Annotated in this window: 19 protein-coding genes; 7 read left to right on the top strand and 12 right to left on the bottom strand. The window is 67.4% G+C overall.

Going from position 1 to position 20,735, the window contains the following annotated elements; genetic code table 11:
• Positions 1 to 114: 114 nt before the first annotated feature.
• From ACFDR9_RS14275 to ACFDR9_RS14265, 3 genes are all read left to right on the top strand, one after another.
• Positions 115 to 1,797: an ATP-dependent DNA helicase gene (locus ACFDR9_RS14275; RefSeq protein ID WP_409031421.1), complete on the top strand. Its 1,683-nt coding sequence runs from the start codon at positions 115 to 117 to the stop codon at positions 1,795 to 1,797.
• Positions 1,798 to 1,893: 96 nt separating this feature from the next.
• Entirely contained in the window at positions 1,894 to 2,541 is a 648-nt protein-coding gene (locus ACFDR9_RS14270; RefSeq protein WP_409031422.1) for a dihydrofolate reductase family protein, read from the top strand.
• A 109-nt stretch (positions 2,542 to 2,650) separates the two neighbouring features.
• Positions 2,651 to 3,160, top strand: coding sequence for a hypothetical protein (locus ACFDR9_RS14265; protein ID WP_409031420.1), 510 nt, complete (start codon positions 2,651 to 2,653; stop codon positions 3,158 to 3,160).
• A gap of 60 nt (positions 3,161 to 3,220) precedes the next feature.
• Here ACFDR9_RS14265 and ACFDR9_RS14260 read toward each other — a convergent pair whose 3' ends face one another.
• The 6 genes from ACFDR9_RS14260 to ACFDR9_RS14235 all read right to left on the bottom strand — a co-directional run bounded on the left by ACFDR9_RS14260 (position 3,221) and on the right by ACFDR9_RS14235 (position 7,855).
• Positions 3,221 to 3,949 carry a LytR/AlgR family response regulator transcription factor gene (locus ACFDR9_RS14260; RefSeq protein WP_409031419.1) on the bottom strand — a complete coding sequence of 243 codons (729 nt, stop codon included), beginning with the start codon at positions 3,947 to 3,949 and terminating at the stop codon, positions 3,221 to 3,223.
• A gap of 29 nt (positions 3,950 to 3,978) precedes the next feature.
• Entirely contained in the window at positions 3,979 to 5,046 is a 1,068-nt protein-coding gene (locus ACFDR9_RS14255; RefSeq protein WP_409031418.1) for a sensor histidine kinase, read from the bottom strand.
• Positions 5,047 to 5,049: 3 nt separating this feature from the next.
• Positions 5,050 to 5,823, bottom strand: coding sequence for a LiaI-LiaF-like domain-containing protein (locus ACFDR9_RS14250; protein ID WP_409031417.1), 774 nt, complete (start codon positions 5,821 to 5,823; stop codon positions 5,050 to 5,052).
• On the bottom strand, positions 5,813 to 6,190 hold the full coding sequence (locus ACFDR9_RS14245) for a LiaF transmembrane domain-containing protein (RefSeq protein WP_409031416.1): 378 nt from the start codon (positions 6,188 to 6,190) through the stop codon (positions 5,813 to 5,815). The genes ACFDR9_RS14250 and ACFDR9_RS14245 overlap by 11 nt, the downstream gene beginning before the upstream one ends.
• Positions 6,191 to 6,344: 154 nt before the next feature.
• A complete protein-coding gene (locus ACFDR9_RS14240; RefSeq protein WP_409031415.1) occupies positions 6,345 to 6,503 on the bottom strand; it encodes a hypothetical protein in 159 nt (52 codons plus the stop codon).
• A 470-nt stretch (positions 6,504 to 6,973) separates the two neighbouring features.
• Positions 6,974 to 7,855, bottom strand: a complete 882-nt coding sequence (locus tag ACFDR9_RS14235) for a LysR substrate-binding domain-containing protein (protein ID WP_409031414.1) — start codon at positions 7,853 to 7,855, stop codon at positions 6,974 to 6,976.
• 230 nt (positions 7,856 to 8,085) lie between these two features.
• On the opposite strand from ACFDR9_RS14235, the gene ACFDR9_RS14230 reads away from it, so the two are divergent.
• Entirely contained in the window at positions 8,086 to 9,273 is a 1,188-nt protein-coding gene (locus tag ACFDR9_RS14230; RefSeq protein ID WP_409031413.1) for an MFS transporter, read from the top strand.
• A gap of 45 nt (positions 9,274 to 9,318) precedes the next feature.
• Here the strand turns inward: ACFDR9_RS14230 and trhA are convergent, their stop codons facing one another.
• The 6 genes from trhA to ACFDR9_RS14200 form a co-directional block, all read right to left on the bottom strand.
• Positions 9,319 to 9,936 carry a PAQR family membrane homeostasis protein TrhA gene (gene trhA / locus ACFDR9_RS14225; protein ID WP_017876220.1) on the bottom strand — a complete coding sequence of 206 codons (618 nt, stop codon included), beginning with the start codon at positions 9,934 to 9,936 and terminating at the stop codon, positions 9,319 to 9,321.
• A gap of 138 nt (positions 9,937 to 10,074) precedes the next feature.
• Positions 10,075 to 11,130, bottom strand: a complete 1,056-nt coding sequence (locus ACFDR9_RS14220) for a hypothetical protein (protein ID WP_409031412.1) — start codon at positions 11,128 to 11,130, stop codon at positions 10,075 to 10,077.
• Between the two features lie 234 nt (positions 11,131 to 11,364).
• Positions 11,365 to 12,816, bottom strand: coding sequence for a glycosyltransferase family 2 protein (locus tag ACFDR9_RS14215; protein WP_409031411.1), 1,452 nt, complete (start codon positions 12,814 to 12,816; stop codon positions 11,365 to 11,367).
• Complete coding sequence (locus tag ACFDR9_RS14210) at positions 12,813 to 13,994, bottom strand: HEAT repeat domain-containing protein (protein ID WP_409031410.1); 1,182 nt, start codon at positions 13,992 to 13,994, stop codon at positions 12,813 to 12,815. The genes ACFDR9_RS14215 and ACFDR9_RS14210 overlap by 4 nt, the downstream gene beginning before the upstream one ends.
• Complete coding sequence (locus tag ACFDR9_RS14205) at positions 13,991 to 14,785, bottom strand: YaiO family outer membrane beta-barrel protein (protein WP_409031409.1); 795 nt, start codon at positions 14,783 to 14,785, stop codon at positions 13,991 to 13,993. The genes ACFDR9_RS14210 and ACFDR9_RS14205 overlap by 4 nt, the downstream gene beginning before the upstream one ends.
• Entirely contained in the window at positions 14,772 to 15,740 is a 969-nt protein-coding gene (locus ACFDR9_RS14200; protein WP_409031408.1) for a GDP-mannose 4,6-dehydratase, read from the bottom strand. The genes ACFDR9_RS14205 and ACFDR9_RS14200 overlap by 14 nt, the downstream gene beginning before the upstream one ends.
• Before the next feature lie 384 nt (positions 15,741 to 16,124).
• Here ACFDR9_RS14200 and ACFDR9_RS14195 point away from each other — a divergent pair, with 384 nt between their 5' ends.
• The 3 genes from ACFDR9_RS14195 to ACFDR9_RS14185 all read left to right on the top strand — a co-directional run bounded on the left by ACFDR9_RS14195 (position 16,125) and on the right by ACFDR9_RS14185 (position 20,717).
• Entirely contained in the window at positions 16,125 to 17,345 is a 1,221-nt protein-coding gene (locus ACFDR9_RS14195) for a maltoporin (RefSeq protein ID WP_409031407.1), read from the top strand.
• 417 nt (positions 17,346 to 17,762) lie between these two features.
• On the top strand, positions 17,763 to 18,776 hold the full coding sequence (locus tag ACFDR9_RS14190) for a substrate-binding domain-containing protein (protein ID WP_409031406.1): 1,014 nt from the start codon (positions 17,763 to 17,765) through the stop codon (positions 18,774 to 18,776).
• A 291-nt stretch (positions 18,777 to 19,067) separates the two neighbouring features.
• Entirely contained in the window at positions 19,068 to 20,717 is a 1,650-nt protein-coding gene (locus ACFDR9_RS14185) for an alpha-amylase family glycosyl hydrolase (protein WP_409031405.1), read from the top strand.
• The last annotated feature ends 18 nt before the right edge of the window (positions 20,718 to 20,735 follow it).

Below are 20,735 nucleotides of genomic sequence, written 5' to 3'. Positions count from 1 at the left end.
TATTTTGGTAAATAGCGCCCCCCCCCCCCCCCCCACCCTCCCCCCCCCCACCCCCCCCCCCCCCCCCCCCCCCCCCCCCCCCCCCCCCCCCCCCCCCCCCCCCCCCCCGAGGCCATGTACAAGGCCAGCAGCCGCTCCTGCGCGCTGCTGGCGCAGGCGCCGACCGGCATCGGCAAGACCGTCGGCAGTTTGTTCCCGATGCTCAAGGCCAGCGCCGAACACGGCCTCGACAAGGTATTTTTCCTGGCCGCCAAGACGTCCGGGCGGCAACTGGCGCTGGACGCCTGCGCCACCATCAAGCGCCACGCCGGCGCGTTGCCGTTGCGGGTGCTGGAGCTGAGCGCCAAGACCAGCGCCTGCGAGCATCCCGACAAGGCCTGCCACGGCGACTCCTGCCCGCTGGCGCGCGGCTTCTACGACCGGCTGCCGGCGGCGCGCGCGGCGGCGCTGCGGGCCGACATCCTCGACAAGGCGAGCGTGCGCGACGTCGCGCTGGCGCACCAGGTCTGCCCGTACTACCTGGCCGCCGAGCTGGCGCGCTGGGCCGACGTCGTCGTCGGCGACTATAACTACTACTTCGACATCAGCGCCATGCTGTACAGCCTGACCGTGGCCAACGACTGGAAGGTCAACGTGCTGGTCGACGAGGCCCACAACATGGTGTCGCGGGCGCGCAAGATGTACTCGGCGGAGTTGCGCCACGCCGCCTTGAAGGCGCTGCGCAAGGGCGCGCCCGAGGCCTTGAAGAAGCCGTTGGCGCGGCTGGGCCGGCAATGGACGCAGCTGGAGAAGGCGCAGCAGGAGCTGCCCAACCCCGAATACCGGGTCTACGACGCCATCCCGGAGAAATTCCTCGACGCGCTGCAAGGCGCCAGCGGCGCCATCGGCGACTACTTCGCCGAGCACCCGCGCGCCGTCGACGCCGAGCTGCAGCGCTTTTATTTCGACGCGCTGCTGTTCACGCGCCTGAGCGAGTCCTTCGGCGAGCATTCGCTGTTCGACGCCAGCAAGGAGGCCGGCGGCACGCTGCTGTGCATCCGCAACATCATCCCGGCGCCCTTCCTCAAGCAGCGCTTCGGCGCCTGCCGCAGCAGCGCGCTGTTCTCGGCCACGCTGAGTCCGTGGAATTATTACAGCGACACGCTCGGCATGCCCGGCGACACGGCCTGGGTCGACGTCGACTCGCCGTTCGACGCCGGGCAGTTGGCGGTGCGCGTGGTCGGCGCGATATCGACGCGCTACCAGCACCGCGCCGCCTCGCTCGCACCCATCGTCGCGCTGATGGCGCGCCAGTACGCCGAACAGCCGGGCAACTACCTGGCGTTTTTCAGCAGTTTCGACTACATGGAACAGGTCGCCGCGCTGTTCGCGGAGCGCCACCCGGACGTGCCGCTGTGGCGCCAGGAACGGCGCATGGACGAAGCGGGCCGCGCGCAGTTCCTGGCGCGCTTTCGCGCCGACGGCCGCGGCATCGGCTTCGCGGTGCTGGGCGGCTCCTTCGGCGAAGGCATCGACCTGCCCAGCGCGCGCCTGATCGGCGCCTTCATCGCCACCCTAGGCCTGCCGCAAATCAACCCGGTGAACGAACAAATACGCCAGCGCATGGCGGCGGTGTTCGGCGCCGGCTACGACTACACCTATTTATATCCGGGCATACAAAAGGTGGTGCAGGCGGCCGGGCGCGTGATCCGCAGCGAGTCCGACCGCGGCGTGGTGTACCTGATCGACGACCGCTTCGCCCGGCCCGAGGTCAGGCGCCTGCTGCCGGCCTGGTGGCATGTGGCGCTGGATGGATGAATGCCGCGCCCGCCGGCGACGCGCTCCCAGGCCCGGCTCGGCCCGGACCGTTCGTGTAGAGTAGAGGAATCTGGACGCAGATTACAAGGAGATATGATGTCCGAACTAAAGGTAAAAAGCTTCACCATATCGCTCGATGGCTTTGGCGCAGGCAGGAACCAGAGCCTGGAAAATCCAATGGGTGAGCACGCGCAGGCGCTGCACCAGTGGTTCCGCGGCACTCGCACTTTCCAACGCATGATGGGAGACGAAAGCAAAGGCGTAGACGGTCCAGACGAAGATTTTGCCGCCCGCGGCTTTGCGAACATCGGCGCCTGGATTCTGGGCCGGAACATGTTCGGTCCAATCCGCGGGCCATGGCCAGACGACGAGTGGAAAGGCTGGTGGGGAGAGGAACCTCCGTATCATGCCCCCGTGTTCGTGTTAACCCATCATCCCCGCGCGCCGCTGGAGATGAAAGGTGGCACTACCTTTTATTTCGTCACCGACGGCATCGAGTCCGCTTACGCTCAAGCCCGCCGAGCGGCAAACGGCAAGGATGTGCGTCTCGGGGGTGGCGTGGCGACTATTCGCGAATATCTGCGCGCCGGCTTGATCGACGAGATGCATCTGGCAATCTCCCCGGTATTGCTCGGATCGGGTGAATCATTGTTCGCAGGACTTGACCTGCCAAGTCTAGGATTTCATTGCACCGAGCACGTGCCAACCGAATCCGCAACGCACATCGTGCTACGGAAGAACTAAGAAAGTACGACAAACCTAAGCCACCACCGGCCTCTGCAAGCGGCCAAAAGCAGCAATTACAGTCTCATCCTCTGGTAGAGCATTACCACAATTCAACATTGAAATAGCCATGAAATCTTACCGCACCTTGTTCACCACCTTGGCTGTCTCTTTCCTCTTTACATCTCCAACTTGTCATAGTGCAACTGCCGGAAATCAAGACCCTGACGCCTTAATTGCACGCATCATAAAATCTCAGCTGATCTCGGCAATAAGCGCCGAGAATCTTCCGGTTATAGCATCCACCCTGCAATTTGTTCGTCAGACCAATCCCAACCTGAAGGAAACGCAATGGAATGAGATAATTGAGGAGCTGAACGACGCCATAATTACGGGTATGAGCGAGCCCGGAAATCCAGTGTTTGCAGCCTACAAAAAATTGCTGGGCTCGTTTTCAGAAGCCGAGTTAGCAAAGCTAGAAAACCTCCTTGGCGATCCTGTCTATCGGAAATACAGTAGCGCATTACTTTCACCTGTTGCCCAAAAGGCATTAATGCAAGGGTTTATTGAGAACAGCCCATGGATGCCTCAAGTTATGAACTTTGTATTGCGAAAGCGTGGCCTGAAAGAAGTTCACTAAAGCGCGGGTCTTAACGGACGTCCGTCGCGCCCTCGACCAACTTTATTCAGTGTGGTCACGCTACGGCAGCAGGCGCTTCAGCTTTTGGTGGCCGCTTTTACTGACCGGCAGCCTGGCGCCGTCCTTCAGCACCGCCACGTGGCTGTCCTTGGTGGCTTGCTCGATGCGGCTGACGCAGGCGATGTTGAGCAGGTAGGAACGGTGGATGCGCACGAAGCCGGCCGGGTCGAGCTGGCTTTCGAGCTCGCTCAGCGGCTGGCTTTTCAGGTAGGACTTGCCCTCCGAACGGATTTGCACGTAGTCGTCCTGCGCCTCGATATAGTCTATTTTGTCGCAGGCGACGACGTGGACCTTGGCGCCGTCGCGGATCAGCAGACGGGCCAGCGGCTGGCGTTGCGCCGCCGCCTCGCGCAGCACGCGCCCGAGGGCGCCGTCGGCGACGACGCTGTCGCGGGCGCGCGCCAGCGCCTGGTCGAGGCGCTGCTGGCTGACGGGCTTGAGCAGGTAGTCGAGCGCGTGGCAGTCGAAGGCCTTGAGCGCGTATTGGTCGTAGGCGGTGACGAAGATGAAGCGGGTCTTGCCGGCGGCCAGCTCGGCCACCTCGAAGCCGTCCAGCCGCGGCATCTGGATGTCGAGCAAGGCCAGGTCCGGCGCCAGCTCGGCGATCGCCGTGACGGCGTCGAAACCGTTGGCGCATTCGGCGACGATGTCGATGTCCGGGTGGCGGCCGAGGAATTCGCGCAGCACCGCGCGCGCCAGCGCCTCGTCGTCGACAATAATTACGCGCATTGTTTTGCCCTCACGCTGGTTTTCACTAGTTATTCCTCGCTGGTTTGCGCCGGCATGTTGATTTCCACGCCGAAGCTGTTGTCGCGCCGCGCCCAATGGATGCTGGCCTCGTGCAGGTAGGCGCCGGCCAGGCGCTGGCGCACGTTGTCCAGGCCGACGCCGCCGGCGCGCGCCGGCGCCAGGTCGGCGTCGATGGCGTTGACGACGTTGATGCGCAGCAGGCTGCCGAGCCGGCGCGCCTCGATGCGGATGACGCCGCCCTCGGTCATGTTGCAGATGCCGTGCTTGACGGCGTTTTCAAGCAGCGGCTGGATGATCATCGGCGGCACCAGACAGGCCGCGGCGGCCGCGTCGATCGCCTCCTCGACGCGCAGGCGCTCGCCGAAGCGGATCTGTTCGATCGCGACGAAGTGCCGGACCAGCGCCATTTCCTGCTCAAGCGTGACTTTTTTATGCGCCTCCATGCCCAGGCTGCGGCGGTAGAAGCTGGCCAGCTGCAAGGTCATCTCGCGGGCGCCGGCCGGGTTGATCGAGGTCAGCGCGCTGATCGAATTGAGGCTGTTGAACAGGAAGTGCGGGTCGATTTGCGAGCGCAGCATGCGCAGTTGCGCCTCCTGCGCCATCAGGCGCGACTGCATTTCACCCTGCTCGGCGGCGCTGGCGCGCAGAAACTCGACGGCCAGGAAATGCACCGCCAGCGCCAGCGCGTACAGCAACGCGCCCAGGCCGAACATCAACAGCGACAGCGCCGGCGTCAGGGTGAGGCCGGCCCAACGCAGCTCGAACAGCAGCAGCAGCGCGTTCCAGGCTTCGGCCAGCGCGTTCCACAGCATGCCGGCGCACAGCGCGGCAAGCGCCATGACGCCGACGACGCCGAGAGGGCGGGCGCCGTTCAGCGGGTAGGCGCGGCACAGATAATAGGCGGAAAAGCCGGCCGCGACCGCGTACACCAGCGTCAGCGGCAAGGCGAACAGCAGCGCGTTGGGCCAGCGCGCGCCGGCGGCGGCGACGATCACGCCGGCCAGCGCCAGCCCCAGCCCCAGGCATACCAGCGCGTACAGCGCGGCGCCGCGCCGGCTCGATAACGGCCCCGGCATCGGCTAGTTGCGCACTTCGAGGCCGCCCATGATGGCGGCGCCTTTTACCAGCAGGCGTTTCGAGCGGTCCGGCGGCGCCGCGGTCTTTTCCTCGAAACCGCCGAGGATGGGCGTGCCCTGCAAGACGACGCTCCAGTCCGGCGGCACCTTGATGGTGATGCCGCCGCACAGCGCGAACACGGTCAGCACCGCCTCGCCCTGGATCGAGCACTGGCGCAGGTCGAGCGAGCAGCCGCCCATGATGGCGGTGATCTCGCCGCCGCGGAAGTTCGGCGTGGTGATACGCCGGTGGTAGCCGCCCAGGATGGCGGCGACGTTAATCAGGCTGTCGCTGTCGCCGCCGGCAGCGCCGTCGATAACGGTTTCGGCTTGGGCTTCGGCTTCGGCTTCGGCTTCGGCCAACTTGTCGTCCGGCGCGACTTGGGCGGCGCCCGTCGCGCGCCGTCCTCCCAGTGATTTGTAGACCAGCGACACGCCGAGGACGATGATCAGCAAAGGCCAGACCGTGTTCCAACTCAGGAACAGCAGGCCGAGGCGCTTGAGCGTCAACAACAAGCCGAACAACAACATCGCGCCGCCGACCGCGTAGCCGGAAGTGGTGTGGCTTTGCGCGATCTTCAGGACGCCGGCCACGATCAGGATGGTCGGCCAAAAATGAAAGGTGAAGCGGAAGTTGATGAAGCCCAGGTTATCGAGCAGGAACAAAAAACCCAGCAGGATCACGGCGACGCCCAGCAGGATTTGGCTGGGCGAGTTCAATTGCCGTCTATTTTTCATGGAAGTACTCCGTGGCGAAGAAGTGGCGGTTCAAGAGCGGTTCGAGCACCAGCCCGGCACCCCAGCCGATCAGCAGGAACGGCCACGTGACGCCAAACGACATACCCCACATCTGTTCGAACGAGATGTAATACCAGGCGGCGAAGTAAATCAACCACAAACCGCCGAGGATGTGCCTGGGCGAGGTTGGCGGCAGCAACTTGTTGACACCGAGCGCGACCAGGATGAGCGGCCAATAATGCCACAGCTGGCGCAGCTCCAGTTCGAGCAGGTCGAGGCGGTCAAGCAGGAACAGCGTACCCACGCCGATCAGGGCCGCGCCCCCGAGTAGCTGCTTGCGCCGGTAATACGGCTTGTTCGTCGTCACGATGCCTCCTTGGTAGAGTGATTGATCGTGACGATACGCGGGAATGGCGGGCGGCGACAGCGCTTTTCGGCGAATGGCGCGGCAACGCCGGTGAATGGCGCGCGGCAGCGCCGGCGGGCGTAAAGGAAACCCGGGTGGAGGACCGCGGGCCAGTTCAGGAAGGCAGGCAGCGCCCTGTTTTCGCCACGCCCAACAGCTCCCAACCCAGCTGGCGGCGGATCTCGGCCGGCGTTGGCGGCGGTTTGGCTTCTTGCGAACGGCGTTCCAGATACTCACGTACGGCGTACTTCGAGGGATGGTTTGACTGTGTCATGATCAGCTCCTAAACCGCGGCGCGGGCGCATGTCGCTGGTGGGAAATTGGTGCCGGTCCTCGAGGCGACCGGCTTACCTGCCGAGGGGACGCTGGCTTCTTTCGGGCCGTCATCCCATCGCGCACCACCATCGTAGCGCCGGGCACCGCACCCGACTGTACGATGCCGCACACATCCGCATTTTCGCTATCCCGGGTATGCCGGCAAGGATTGTCGTAGGTCGGAATAGCCGGGACGGCGTAACCCGACTGGCGTCGGCAGCGGCTCGGCGTCGGATTACGCTGGGCTAATCCGACCTACGGAATCTTTACTTGGCGGCATCAGGATATGCCGGCGGCGCCAGCCTGTCGGCGGCGATCCAATCGAGCACGGGCGCGCGCCACGGTGCTCGCCGCTGGCGGCGCTGAACGGCTTGCTGGTGCAAGCGGCCGTGGTCGAGCAGCACAGCGAAGTGCTGCCTTAACGGCGCCTTAGAGCTTGCGCTGCAAAAACTCCAGGAAGCAGCTAATGCGCTGCGACAGCTGCGTGTTGCGGTAGTAGAGCGCGTGGATCTGCTGGCGGTAGCCGGTATAGCAGTGCTCCAGCACCTTCTCCAGGCGGCCGGCGGCGAGGTCGTCGCGGGTCATGAAGTCGGCCAGGCAGACGATGCCTTGGCCGTGCAGCGCCAGTTGCCGCAGCGTTTCGCCGCTGGTGGCGGCCAGCGCCGGCGCGATCTGCAGGCTGTTGCCGGACTGGTGGCGCAGCGGCCAGGCGTTGCCCAGCTCGTAATCGGCAAAGCCCAGCAACGCGTGCCCGGCCAGCTCCTCCGGCGTGGCCGGCACGCCGTGGCGGCGCAGGTAGTCCGGGCTGGCCAGCACGTACAGCGGACTGGCGCTGAGTGCGCGAGCGTGCAGCGTCGAGTCGCTCAGCGCGCCGATGCGGATGGCGATGTCGGTGCGGTGCTCGATCAGGTCGGCGATGCGGTCGTTGCTGCTCAGCTCAAGCCGGATATCCGGATACAGCGCGCGGAACTCGGCCACGTGCGGCACCACGCAATGCAGCATGAACGGCGAGGCCGCGTCCACGCACAGGCGCCCGGCCGGACTCTGGCGGCGCATGCGGATGCTTTCCTCGGCCTCCTCCATCGACGCCAGGATGGCGCGGGCGCGTTCCAGCAGTAACTGGCCCTCCTCGGTCAGTTCCATGCGCCGGGTGGTGCGCGTGAGCAGCGAGGTGGCCAGCTTTTGCTCCAGCCGCGACAGGGCGCGGCTGACGCCGGAAGTGGTCTGGCCCAGGCGCACCGAGGCCGCGCTGAGCGTGCCGCTGTCAATCACCGCAACGAAGGTTTTGAGGTCGTCGGAATTAATGTCCACTTTGATCCTTGCTTGCCATGTCACGGAATTATAGGGCAAGCGCGCGGGCCGGTTTGCGGCCGTTGCAACAATGCGCGTATATTCGGCGCCGCCCGATCGGGTATATTGAGCGCCGTTTTCATTGCCAATCCCAGCCAACGGCATCGGCGCTGAAACCTGTCCTTCCCGAGGCGGCCGCACCGCGGCCGCCACCCGCCCGATCCGCCAGTGACCAGTGATTAAGCCCCTGCATGCAAGTAAAATCGTATTGCCCCGCCGACCGTAGCGGCACCACCCTCCCCCTCAGTTGCGCGTTGGTGTTCCTGACGCAACTGGGCGTGACGCTATACCTGCCGTCACTGCCCGACATCGCCCAGGCGCTGCGGCTGGCGCCGAACCAGGCGTCGCTGTCGCTGCTGGCGTATTTCCTCGGCAGCGCCGCGCCCATCCTGTTCTGGGGCGCGGCGGCCGACCGCTTCGGCCGCAAGACCGTGCTATTACTGTCGCTGGCGCTGTTCGGCCTGGCCAGCCTGGCCGCGGCCGGCGCCAGCGACGGCGCCGGCTTCATCGTCGCGCGCCTGCTGCAGGGCGTCGGCGCCGGCGGCGCCTCCACCGTCGGACGGATATTGGTGCGCGACGGCGCCAGCGGCGCGCAACTGGCGCGCAACCTGTCCTATCTGTCGTTTTCCTTCGTGTCGGCGCTGGGCGGCGGCCAGTTCCTGGGCGGTCTGATGCAGCAATACGCCAGCTGGCAGGCGGAGTTTTTCTTGCTCGCCGCCATCAGCGCGGCGCTGACCGCGTTGGTGTTGTTGACGCCGATGCGCGGCGCCGGCCCGACGGCGGGGCAATCGCACGTGTCGGCCTATCTGGCGGTGCTGCGCAACCCGGCTTTCCTGCGGCCGATGGTGGCCGGCGCGCTCGGCTACGGCGGCCTGATCTTTTTGCAGGAAATCGGACCGTATCTATTCCAGCACCAACTGGGACTGAGCGCCCGCCAGTATGGCAACACCGGCCTGCTGCTGGGCCTGGCTTATTTTTGCGGCTCGCTGCTGGTGAACCGCCTGGCGCTAAGGCTGGGCTATGCGCGCCTGATGCGCGCCGGCCTGCAACTGATGCTGGCGGCCGGCCTGCTGCTCGGCGCCGCCGCGCTGGGAAGCGGGCGGCTCGGCGGCGGCGTTCTGCTGGCCCTGGTCCTGCTGGTGTATTGCGCGGTGTCGCTGGGGCAGGCGGTGCTGTTCCCCAACAGCATGGCGGCCGCGCTCGACGCCGTCAAAGGCCAAGGCAGCCACGCCACCGCCCTGTTCGGTTTCTCGCTGCAAATGATCGCCACCGGCGTCGGCAGCCTGGCCGTGGTGCTGCCGCACGGGCAGCTGCTGCCGGTGGCGCTGCTGTTGAGCGCGCTGACCGCGGGCGCCCTGCTGCTGTCGCGCCGGCGCTAGCAAGCCTTATTGCTGGCGGAACAGCTCAACGACCCATTCTTTGAGCTAGGCGACGTAGCGCAGCACGGCGACGTAGTGGCAGATGCTGCCGCCGAGGACGAACAGGTGCCATATGCCGTGGCCGTGGCGGACCTTGTGGTCGGTGGCGTAAAAGACGATACCGACGGTGTAAAACAGGCCGCCGCCGGCGAGCCACAGGAAGCCGTCCCAGCCCAGGCCGGCGATGAGCGGCTTGACGCCGACCACGGCCAGCCAGCCCATCAGCACATAGATCACCAGCGACAGCACGCGCGCGCCCCTGGCGTAGAAAATTTCCTGGGCGATGCCGACCAGCGCCAGCGCCCAGACCACGCCGAACAGCGACCAGCCCCAGGGGCCGCGCAAGGTGACCAGCGTAAACGGCGTGTAGCTGCCGGCGATCAGCAGGTAGATCGCGCAGTGGTCGAAGCGGCGCAGCACGTCCTTGGCGGCGCCGCGCACGCTGTGGTACAGCGTCGAGCTGAGGTACAACACCAGCAGCATCGCCGTGTAAATGCTGAAGCTGACGATTTTCCACGGGTCGCCCGAGCGCGCCGCCAGGACGATCAGCAGCACGCCGCCGACCGCCGCCAGGGCGGCGCCGACGCTGTGGGTGATGCTGTTGAAGCGTTCGCCGTGATACATGGAATTGCCGCCTTGTCGATTGCGCCGGACGCGGCGCGCCCGGCGGCCCAGTGTAGCCGCTTTCGCCCAGGCCGTCCCGTATTGGCAAGGTTTCAATTGGCTTGATGGAGCTTATTCGCCCGCCTGCGCCCGAGTCCCCTACCTGAGGACCTTGAAATTGCGGTAGTCGTGGATGGCGACGCCACCGAAGCCGGCGGCCCCGCCAAAGTAGGCGCCGACGCTGCCGAGCTGGCCCTCCAGCGCCAGCCGGCCCTCCTCGCAGAACGTGACCTTCGGCAGCTCGGCGTTGCAGGCCGTTTCGACGCCGGCCACGGCCAGCTTGCCGAGCGTGCCGGCGTAGGCGATCGGATGGGCGGCGTGGGCGACGATGCCGTCGGCGCCCAGCGCGACGTCGCGGTAAGACATTACGGTTACGCGGTCGGTGCTGTCGATCAGCCACTGCGACAAGGTCTTGCTGACGCCGCCGCGCGTCAACGTCAGGTATTCGTAGCCGAGCGCGATGTCGGCGTGCAGGTACAGGCCGGCCGCCTTGGCCCGCGCCAATTTCTGGTACAGGTCGATTAATTGCTGGCCCATGGCGACCTGGTCGGTTTTCCAGTTCGGCAGCGAGTGCGGCTCGATGTCGAAGTGCAGTCCGGCCGGCCGCGCCCCCGTCAACCCGGCCACAAAGGCGTTTGATTTGGCGACCAGGTCGAGCGCGTACTGGTGGTTGGCGCTGAGCATCCATTCGGATGCGCCGAACAGCAACTCGACCGTGACGCCGTAGGCCGCCGCGCGGTTGAGGAAGCCGGCCAGCAGCGCCGGCTGTCTGGTCAGCAGCGATTCGCTGTGCAGGTAGATGACGCTGACCCGCTGGTCGGTGGCGAAGTCGAGCATGGCCCTCTGCCGCGCGCTGGTGCCGATGTCGGCGTCGTACCAGGACCACATTGCGCGTCGGGCCGCCGGCGGCACGGCGGCGGCGACACTGGAGGCGGCGGTGCGGATGCTTTGCTGCGGCTCGGATACCGGCGGCGCGGCTAAGGCGGCTGCGGAATAGGCGGACTGCGCGGTCGACTGCGCGGCGGCCTGCGCGGCGGACTGCGCGGCGGCCAGTTGCGCCGGCCCGGCCGGCGCCCCGGCCGGGTCCGACGCGCCGCCGCAGGCGGCAAGGGTGGACAACAGCGCCAGCGCCAGCGTTGGAATGGTTTTTGACATGGGAAGGCCCGCAAGAGTTGTTGAGAAAGATCAAACTCTTGTTTGGACGCCGGCCGCTTCGAATTGGTTCAGAGAAATTTTTCTACCGAGAATCTATTTCCGATAGTCAATTTCTTTTTGGAGTGAATGAACGGGCGTGCCGGCGGCGATGGTGCGGGGCAAGCGGCGGGCGCCAGCTCAGCCAATCCGGCCCACTGAACGCCGGCGCCGCCGGGCGCGGCGTTTCAGCATTCCTCAATTGCCTTCGGCCGGGGCGCCGGCGGCGCCGTCCCGGCGCACGTTGCGGGCGAATTTGTCCCAGCCGCGGTCGCCCTTGAGGAACTGCACGGTGCCGCGCAGGCCGGCGAGTATGATCAACGGCCGGTACAGCAACAGGTCTAGCGGCCCGAGCAACAGCATGCGCAGCAGCGCGCGCGGCCGGTAGTCGCGGTAGCCGGCGTCGTGCAGCGCCAGCGCCACCGTGGTCGGAATCGCGCCGGCAAAGGCCGTCACGCCCAGCAGCGCGGCGTAGGCCGCCCAGTCGACGACGCCCAGCGCGGCCGCCGCCGCCAGCGCCAGCAGCGAGAACAGTTGCACCAGCGGCGCGAGCGCCTCGAACAGCACGAAATACGGCAGCGCCAGCATGCCGACGCTGCCGTAGCGCGGCCGCAGCAGCATGCCGCGGTAGTGCCAGACCACTTCGAGGACCACCTTTTGCCAGCGCGCGCGCTGGCGCATCAGCCCGGACGGCCGGTCCGGCCCCTCGGTGCGGGCGATCAGCCCGGGCAAGGAGACGATCCGGTAGGGCCGGCCCTCGCGCCGGAATTTTTCATGCACGCGGAAGGTCAGTTCAATGTCCTCGCAGCTGAAGGCGTTGGAAAATCCGCCCAGTTCGACGACGGCGTCGCGGCGCCAGATGGCGAAGCCGCCCGGGTTGCACATCATGCAGCCAAGCCTGGCCCAGCCCAGCCGGAAGGCGACAAAGGAGCGCATCAGGTCGAGGTGTTGGAAACAGCTCAGCAAGTGTTGCTCGGCCGCGCGCAGGCCGGCGCCGTCCAGGTCGGGCGCCTCCGGGGTGCGGCTGATGCCGAAAAAACTGGTCACGCCGACCACCTCGTCGGGCGCGAGCTTGACCGGCGCCATCGCCGTGCGCAGCGCGTCGCCGTGGTATACCGTGTCGCCGTCGACCGAGCACAGGTAGGGGTAGCGCGCGAAGTTGATGCCACAGTTCATCGCGTCGGCCTTGTTGCCGCCGTTTTCCTTGCACACCACCGTCAGGCGCTTGTCCGTGGCGCTGGTATAGCAAACGTCGCCGACCATACGGCTCGGCAGCAGCTTGCGGTACAGCGCGACGCGCGGCAGCAGCGCGTATTCGCGCGTCAGGATTTCGAGGGTGCGGTCGGTCGAGCCGTCGTTGACGAGGATGAGTTCGAATTCCAGGTAGTCCTGCGCCAGCAGCGAACGCACCGAGGCCAGCACCATGGTCTCCTCGTTGTAGGCGGTGGCGACGACGCTGACCGGCAGCGCCAGGCGCGACGGCGCCGTGCCGTCGTCGCCACCGCCGCCGCGCAGGCGGTCGCCGCGGCGGTGTTCGCGCGCCGACAGCAGCAGCAGCGCCAGCACCAGTACGTACAGCAACAGCGTGTAGGCCAGGCTGCCGGCCACCGCCAGTCCGATGGCGCCGTGCAGCCAGGCGGCGCCGCTCATGACAACTGCTGCCGGCGCCCGGCCGGCGCCGCGCCGGCCGGGGGAAAGGCGAACACCGCGGCGCCGCCGCGGCTGGCTGCGGCGGCGTCCGCGCCGATCTGGCGGAGCACCTCGCGGGCGCCGTCGCGGGCGAAGGCGTCGGCCGAGTGCGTCTGCGCGGCGACGTCGCGCCAGACCGCGCTGCCCATCGCCGCCAGCGCCTCGCGCGCGGCCAGCCGCACCCACCAGTCGCGGTCCGCCAGCAGCGGCGCCACCAGCGCGCCGTCGCCTTGCCGCGACGGGTCGAACAGCCGGCCCAGCGCGCGCGCGGCGTGGGCGCGCACGAAACCCGTGGTGTCGGCCACCAGGCGGCTCGCCACCGTTGCCGCCAACGGCCCGCCCAACTCGCCCAGGGCTTGCACCGCCGCCTTGCGCACGGCGGCGTCGGCGTCGTCGGCGTGCGCGGCCAGGCGCGCGTCGAGCCGCGCCAGCCCGCGCCGGGGCGCCAGCAAGCGGATGCCCCACACCCGCACCGCCGGCTCGGCGTCGTCCAGTAGCGGCAGCAACAGCTCGGCGACGTCGTCGGGGAAACGCTCGAGCTGGCCCGCCAGGCAGGTGCGCGCGTACCAATTGCGCCGCAGCGCGCCCACCAGGATGGCGGCGGCGGCGCGGTCGCCCAGCGTCCCCAACAGTGTCACCGCCGCCGCCGCGACGGCGCGGTCGGGCTGGGCCAGCGCCTCGCACAGCAGCGCGTGCATGCCGGCCGCGCGCACCTGGCACAGCAGGTGCAGCGCGCCGATGCGGCGCCACGGGTTTCCCCGCCCGCGCCGCCCCTGTCGCCCGGCCGCCTCGCGCAGCAGGCGCCGCGCGCCGTAGCGCGCTAGCGCGCCGGCGGCCAGCGCGTCCTTGAGCCAGTCCGGCTGGGCGCCGTCGCAGGCCAGCCGGTACAGCGCGTCGCGCGGCAGTGTTCTGAGCAGGCGCAGCAGGCCCAGGTTCCAGGCCGCCAGCGCGCTCGCGCCGGCGCCCGGCCCGGGGCGCGCGCTGGCGCAGCGCGCCAGCGCGGCCGCCAGCCGGTCGTGGCGGCGCCGCCCCAGCAGGCAGGCGCCGGACAGGGTCAGCCACAGCAGCGCCACGCTCAGCAAGGCAGCGACGTACAGCGGCGGGTGCTTGAGCAAATCGGCGATCGGCAAGATATTCAAAATGCCCTCCGGTATGACAGTCCCAGCGCGCGCTGGCGGAACGACGGTTCTTCGCGCCCCAGCGTCAGGTCGAGCCTGACGCTGCTGCCGGCGTCGATGCGGTAGCGCAGGTTGGCGTTGACGATCAAGCCGCGCCTGGCGTCGGCGCCGGGCACGTTGATGGCGTCGTACAGGCCGCGCCCGGCGCTGACGCTGGCGCCGTAGCTGTACGCGGCGCCGCCGTCCCAGGTCGCGCGCACGGCGGCGACGCGGATGTGGTGCCTGACCGGGTCGGTGGCGCCATAGGACAACTTGAGTTCGAACTCGCTGCCGCCCTGGTAGAGGATGGCCGCCAGCGAGCCGATCTTCACGCGCGACTGCGGAAACGAACGGTACACGGCACCGGCCTGCAACGCGACCTTGCCGAACAGGCGCCCCAGCTGCGGCTCAAGCGCGAAGCGCGGCGCGAACTCCGGCCGCACGCCGGCGCCGACCTGGCCCGACAGCAGCCAGTTGTCGATGCGGCGGAAGCCGCCGGCGCTGAGGGTGAGGTCGTCGCCCTGCTTGCGGTGCTGGCTCTCGGCGGCGGCATACCAGCCGCGGTCCGGCCCCGCCCGGTAGCTCGCCTGCAGCCGGTTGCTCCACCAGGTGACGTCGCGCGCGCCCAGGCTGACGCGCGACGGCTCGGTGCCGGCGTCGACGCTCCAGGCCGGCTCCTGGGCCGCGGCGCTCCGCGGCAACGCGGCGGCCGCGCCGCCGGCCAGCGCCAGCAGCAGCGCCAGCGGGCCGGGCGCCGCTTCAAGCGCGCGCAAGGTAGTGCTCCGCCATGCGCTCGATGATCTCGTCAAGCCGCACCAGGCGCCGGAAGCCGAGCGCCGCGTGCAGGCGCTGCAGGTCCGGGATGCGCCGCGGCATGTCCTCGAAATTGTTGTCGTAGGCCAGGTGGTAGGGTACGAAGCTGATCTCGGAGGCGCTGCCGATTTTCGCCTTGACGCGCTGCGCCAGTTGCAGGATCGAGACCTCCTCGGCGGAGCCGACGTTAAACACCTTGCCGTAATTGCTCGGCTCCAGCACCAGGCGCTTGATCGCCCACACGACGTCGCCGACATAGCAGAAACAGCGCTGCTGGCTGCCGTCGCCGTGCACCGTCAGCGGCTGCCCGGACAGCGCCTGCTCTATAAAGCGCGGCAACACCATGCCGTAGCGCGCCGACTGGCGCGGCCCGACCGTGTTGAAGTGGCGCGCCACCACCACCGCCAACTGGCGCTCGCGGAAGTAGGCCAGCGCCAGGAATTCGTCGATCGCCTTGGCGCAGGCGTACGACCAGCGGCCCTTGCTGGTGGCGCCGAGCTGCATGTCGCCGCCCTCGCTAAACGGCAACTGGTTCGACTTGCCGTAGACCTCGGAGGTCGAGGCGACGAACACCACCTTGTTTTGCTCGCTGGCCAGCCGCAGCACCACGTCGGTGCCGTGGACGATGTTCTGGATCGTGCGGATCGGGCTCTCCAGCACGCGCGCCACGCCGACGACGGCGGCCAAATGGAAGATGAAGTCGGCGCGCCCGACCAGCTCACCCATGCGCCGCTCGTTCAGGACCGAGTCGTGCACCAGCTCGAAACGCGGGTGCGCGCAAAACGCGCGCAGGTTGTCCACGCTGCCGGTGGAAAGGTCGTCGATGACGATCACCGCGTGGCCGTCCCCGAGCAGGGATTCGGCGAGGTGGGAGCCGATGAAGCCGGCGCCTCCGGTGATCAGATAGGTGTCCATATCGGGCGCTTCCTTACTCAAAGTCCACTGTTTCAGAGTCGATCAATGCGCGCGCAGTGCGCCGTGCAAAAGCTTGCGTCTGCCAGGTTGGACGCCGCCGCCGGCGCTTGATTCAGTCATAGTAGCGGCCGTTTGCGCAGGCTCAAGAAGGCGAACCCGACAATAAAGCGGCGTCGTCAAACGCCCGGCGTAGTCAAAGCGCAACACAGCGTCCAGCAAAAACTTTACTTATCAAAGCCCTTTGAAATATACTCAAAGCGCTTTGGACTACATTCAAAGCGCTTTGACTTGCATAGGCGTCGATCCCGGTACGAAACCGGGACGGCGCGCGGCCGGAGCGTGGCGCACGCCATCCATAACTTAAAAAGACCATCGGAGATAAAAATGAGCAGACACTTCATGAAAACCTTGCCAGCCGCGCTGGCCCTGGCCCTGGGCGCATCGGCCGCGCAAGCTGGCCTGCCGATCGACTTCGGCGGCTACGTGCGCTCCGGCTTCGGCACCAGCGGCGAAGGCGGCAAGGAAGCCTGCTTCGGCCTGGCCGGCGCCTCGTCGAAATACCGCCTCGGCAACGAATGCGAGACCTACGGCGAACTGAAGTTCGGCGGCGAAGCGTTCAAGGCGGCCAACGGCACCACCTTCCGCGTCAACACCTTGCTCGCCTTCTCGGTGGCGCAAAACCAGGACTGGGAACAGGCTTCGCCATCGTGGCGCGAACTGAACGTGGTGGCCGACCACATCGGCACCGGCGCCATGGCCAACGCCAAGGCCTGGGTCGGCAAGCGCTACTACGACCGCCAGGACGTGCACATCACCGATTACTATTTCTGGAACAACAGCGGTCCGGGCGCCGGCCTTGAAAACATCGACCTCGGCGCGGCCAAGCTGGCCTACGCCGTGGTGCGCACCGCCGACAGCGGCGACGCCAATCGCACCGCGCTGGCGCACGACATCCGCCTGTCCGGCATCAAGCTCAACCCCGACGGCGAACTGACCTTCGGCGCGCAAATCAACCAGAAGCGCAACGCCGAAGGCGCCGCCGCGATCGCCGGGGGCCACTTGCTGACCGCCATGCACACCCAGGGCAACTTGCTGGGCGGCTTCAACAAGGTCGCCCTGCAATACGGTAGCGGCAGCGGCGCCACCACCGGCGGCATCAACCTGGGTGGCGCCAAGGACGACAAGGTGACCCGCCTGACCGAACAGATCATGGTTCAACCGAAAGGCGACTGGTCCGGCATGGCCACCTTCGTCTACGAAGACAAGAAGAGCGGCGGCAGCCACAGCAAGTGGACCTCGACCGGCGTGCGTCCGGTCTACCACTTCGCCGACAACTACAGCGTGGCCGCCGAACTCGGCTTCGACCAGGTCAAGCCGGACGGCCAGAAAACCCGCAAGCTGAGCAAGTTTACGATCGCCCCGCAACTGGCGGCCGGCAACGGTTTCTGGTCGCGTCCGGTGCTGCGCGCCTTCTACACTTACGCCAAGTGGAACGACGCGGCGCAGGCGGCGGCCGGCGCCGGCGACGCGCTGTCGAGCACCGGCGTGTTCGGCGGCAAGACCAGCGGCAGCTCGCTCGGTTTCCAGGTCGAGGCTTGGTGGTAATAGAATGGGCCGGCCTTCGCGGGCCGGCGCTGCGCAGCGTTCGATTGCAGTAGGTAACACGCCGGAGGGATGCGCGGGTGCTGCCCCGCGCCCCGGCGGCTTCACGTAGTGGATTTAGGTTGTATCCTTCTTTGGCGCGGGTGCGCCCGGCTCCGGTCTGCGGAGGCGGGCCGACGGCCCGGGGCGCGCAGCGATGCGACCCCGGTCCCCCGCGCGTTTTTTTCGTCCGCAGCAAGCGACAGCGCCATCGCGCCGCTCGCCCTCCCCGCCAGCGACCGCGCCGCGCGCCGGCCTCCCTCCACTGCCAGATTGGCAATGTGGAAAGCTTTGGCAAATTTCGGATAAACTGTCGGCTCCAGTCCCCCGCCCGCAACCGCTGCGCGATCCGGCCGGCGACATCACCCTAACGCTTCGCCCATGAATTTAAAAGATCTCGCCAAAAACCTCGGAATTTCGGAAACCACGGTCAGCCGCGCCCTGAACGGCTACCCGGAAGTGAGCGAACGCACCCGCGAACGGGTGCTGGCCGCCGCCAAGGCCGCCGGCTACCGGCCCAATCCGATGGCGCGCAGCCTGGCCGTGGGCCGCACCAACGTGGTCGGCATCATCTACCCGCTGCAGCCGAACGACCTGGCCGACCCGATGTTCATCGACATCGTCGGCGGCATGTCGGAGGCGCTCGAGGCGCAGGACATGGACATGATCATCGCGCCGTCCTCGCCGTCGCACGAATTTCGCTCCTACGAGCGGATGGTCACCGGGCGTCGCGTCGACGGCCTGGTGGTCGGCCGCACCAAACCCTACGACGAGCGCATCGCCTACCTGGCGCAACAGGGGCTGCCCTTCGTCACCCACGGGCGCACCCTGCTGAACCAGCCGCACGCCTGGTTCGACTACGACAACGAGGCCGGCATGCGCCTGGCGGTCGAGCGCCTGCTGGCGCTGGGCCACCAGCGCATCGGCCTGATCAGCGCGACGCCCGACATGACCTTCGTACGCCAGCGCGTCGACAGTTTCCAGGCCTCGATGCTGCGAGCCGGCCTGGCGGTCGACCCGGACAACCTGATCGACAACGCGCACGACCGCCGCGCCGGCTACCAGGCCATGCAGCGCCTGCTGGCGCGCACGCTGCGGCCGACCGCCGTCATCGTCGACAACCACATGTCGGGCGTGGGCGCGGTGCGCGCGCTGCTCGACGCCGGCGTCGACATCGGCCGCGACCTGTCGCTGATCGTCTGGGGCGCGATGGAGGATTCGCTGGCCGGCTACAACGTCACCACCGTGCACCAGCCCGAACCGCGCCGCGCCGGCGCCAAGATGATCGAGATGCTGTTCGCGCTAATGGACGGCACCCCGGCGTCGGAGTTGCAGCAACTGTGGCAACCGGTACTGCTGCCGGGCGAGACGGCGGGACCGGCGCCCGGCAACTAAGCGAGCCGAAACGCCGGCCGGGTGCGTTTTCGTCGGTCGGGTTAGCCCATCGGGCGTAAACCGACCGGCGTCGACAGCGGCTCGGCGTCGGATTACGCCGCCCTCATCCGACCTACAACGCCGCGGCGCGTTTCACAACAAAATGGCGTGTAAATATCTTTACTTTCCAAAGCGCTTTGAACTATACTAAATTCATGCCCAAAGCGCTTTGGCTATTTACGAAGCGCGACCTCCGACCAACCGAACTATCCGGCAAGCATACCGGCTAGTTTTTATAGAAACGCTGACAGAGTGAATCCTACGCCAAGCACCGCCACCGCACCCGCCACCCCAGCCGCCGACTGGTGGCGCAGCGCCGTCATCTATCAAATCTACCCGCGCAGCTTTTTGGACAGCAACGGCGACGGCGTCGGCGACCTGCCCGGCATCACCGCCAAGCTCGACTACATCGCCGGCCTGGGCGTCGACATCGTCTGGATTTCGCCGTTCTTTACCTCGCCGATGAAGGATTTCGGCTACGACGTGTCGGACTATTGCGACGTCGACCCGCTGTTCGGCACGCTGGCCGATTTCGACCGACTGGTCGCGCGCGCCCACGCGCTGGGACTGAAAATCATGATCGACCAGGTGTTGTCGCACTCGGCCGACGTGCATCCGTGGTTCGTTGAAAGCCGCCGCAGCCGCGACAACGCCAAGTCGGACTGGTACGTCTGGGCCGACCAGCAGGCCGACGGCACGCCGCCGAACAACTGGCTGTCGGTGTTCGGCGGTTCGGCCTGGCAATGGGACGCCCGCCGCGGCCAGTTCTACCTGCACAATTTTCTGACCAGCCAGCCCGACCTGAACTTCCACCAGCCGGCGGTGCGGCAAGCCCACCTGGACAACCTGCGCTTCTGGCTGGAACGCGGCGTCGACGGCTTCCGCCTGGACGCCTGCAATTTCCACTTCCACGACCGGCAGCTGCGCAGCAATCCGCCGGCGGCGCTGCGCGACAGCACCATGGTGTCGTCGGTCAACCCGTACGGCATGCAGGCGCACGTCTACGACAAGACCCAGCCGGAAAACGTGCCCTTCCTGCAAAACATCCGCAGCCTGCTCAACGAATACGGCGCCATCGCCATCGGCGAGATCGGCGCCGACGATTCGCTGGCGGTGATGGGCGACTACACCACCGGCGGCGACAAGCTGCACATGGCCTATAGTTTCAACCTGCTGACGTCGGAGTTCTCCGCCGCGCACATCCGCACCCAGGTCGAGCAGTTCGAGGCGCGCGTCGCCGACGGCTGGGCCTCCTGGTCGGTTGGCAACCACGACAGCGCCCGCGTGATGACGCGCTGGGGCGGCGCCGACGCCTCGCCGGAACTGGCCAAGGTGGTGCTGGCGATGCAACTGGCGCTCAAGGGCACGCCTTGCCTGTACCAGGGCGACGAGCTGGCGCTAACCGAGGCCGACCTGCCGTTCGAGGTGCTGCAAGATCCGTACGGCATCACCTTCTGGCCGGAATTCAAGGGCCGCGACGGTTGCCGCACGCCGATCCCGTGGCAGGCCGGCAGCCCGCACGCCGGCTTCAGCAGCGCCGCGCCGTGGCTGCCGGTGCCGCCGCAACACCTCGCGCGCGCCGTCGACCAGCAAGACGGGCCGGACTCGCCGCTGTCGTTCGCCCGCAAGGTGCTGGCCTGGCGCCGCGGCGTGCCCCAGTTGGCGCTCGGCGACATCGTCTTCTTCGACGCGCCGGAGCCGGTGTTGGCCCTCCGCCGCGACCTGGCCGGATCGCCCAGCGTGCTGGCCGCCTTCAACCTGGGCGGCGCGGCGGTGCGCTTCGACTGGCCGCAAGCGGCCGGCGCGGTGGCGCTCGACGGCCACGGCCTGCGCGGCGCGGCCGAGGGCGCCAGCGTGGCGCTGCCGGCGTACGGCGGCTGGTTTGGGCAGGTGGCCAAGTAACATCGGCGGCCCCGTGCG

It is taken from the genome of Janthinobacterium sp. CG_23.3, assembly GCF_046115965.1.
GTDB lineage: Bacteria > Pseudomonadota > Gammaproteobacteria > Burkholderiales > Burkholderiaceae_D > Janthinobacterium.
Note: the sequence above shows the minus strand (reverse complement) of the source record. Positions and strands in the feature narration are given on the sequence as shown.

Coding starts and splice junctions, on each gene's coding strand:
- ACFDR9_RS14200 (WP_409031408.1), bottom strand. CDS start 15,740: ATGGACACCTATCTGATCACCGGAGGCGCCGGCTTCATCGGCTCCCAC.
- ACFDR9_RS14270 (WP_409031422.1), top strand. CDS start 1,894: ATGTCCGAACTAAAGGTAAAAAGCTTCACCATATCGCTCGATGGCTTT.
- ACFDR9_RS14260 (WP_409031419.1), bottom strand. CDS start 3,949: ATGCGCGTAATTATTGTCGACGACGAGGCGCTGGCGCGCGCGGTGCTG.
- ACFDR9_RS14215 (WP_409031411.1), bottom strand. CDS start 12,816: ATGAGCGGCGCCGCCTGGCTGCACGGCGCCATCGGACTGGCGGTGGCC.
- ACFDR9_RS14250 (WP_409031417.1), bottom strand. CDS start 5,823: ATGAAAAATAGACGGCAATTGAACTCGCCCAGCCAAATCCTGCTGGGC.
- ACFDR9_RS14220 (WP_409031412.1), bottom strand. CDS start 11,130: ATGTCAAAAACCATTCCAACGCTGGCGCTGGCGCTGTTGTCCACCCTT.
- ACFDR9_RS14275 (WP_409031421.1), top strand. CDS start 115: ATGTACAAGGCCAGCAGCCGCTCCTGCGCGCTGCTGGCGCAGGCGCCG.
- trhA (WP_017876220.1), bottom strand. CDS start 9,936: ATGTATCACGGCGAACGCTTCAACAGCATCACCCACAGCGTCGGCGCC.
- ACFDR9_RS14255 (WP_409031418.1), bottom strand. CDS start 5,046: ATGCCGGGGCCGTTATCGAGCCGGCGCGGCGCCGCGCTGTACGCGCTG.
- ACFDR9_RS14265 (WP_409031420.1), top strand. CDS start 2,651: ATGAAATCTTACCGCACCTTGTTCACCACCTTGGCTGTCTCTTTCCTC.
- ACFDR9_RS14190 (WP_409031406.1), top strand. CDS start 17,763: ATGAATTTAAAAGATCTCGCCAAAAACCTCGGAATTTCGGAAACCACG.
- ACFDR9_RS14195 (WP_409031407.1), top strand. CDS start 16,125: ATGAGCAGACACTTCATGAAAACCTTGCCAGCCGCGCTGGCCCTGGCC.
- ACFDR9_RS14240 (WP_409031415.1), bottom strand. CDS start 6,503: ATGACACAGTCAAACCATCCCTCGAAGTACGCCGTACGTGAGTATCTG.
- ACFDR9_RS14230 (WP_409031413.1), top strand. CDS start 8,086: ATGCAAGTAAAATCGTATTGCCCCGCCGACCGTAGCGGCACCACCCTC.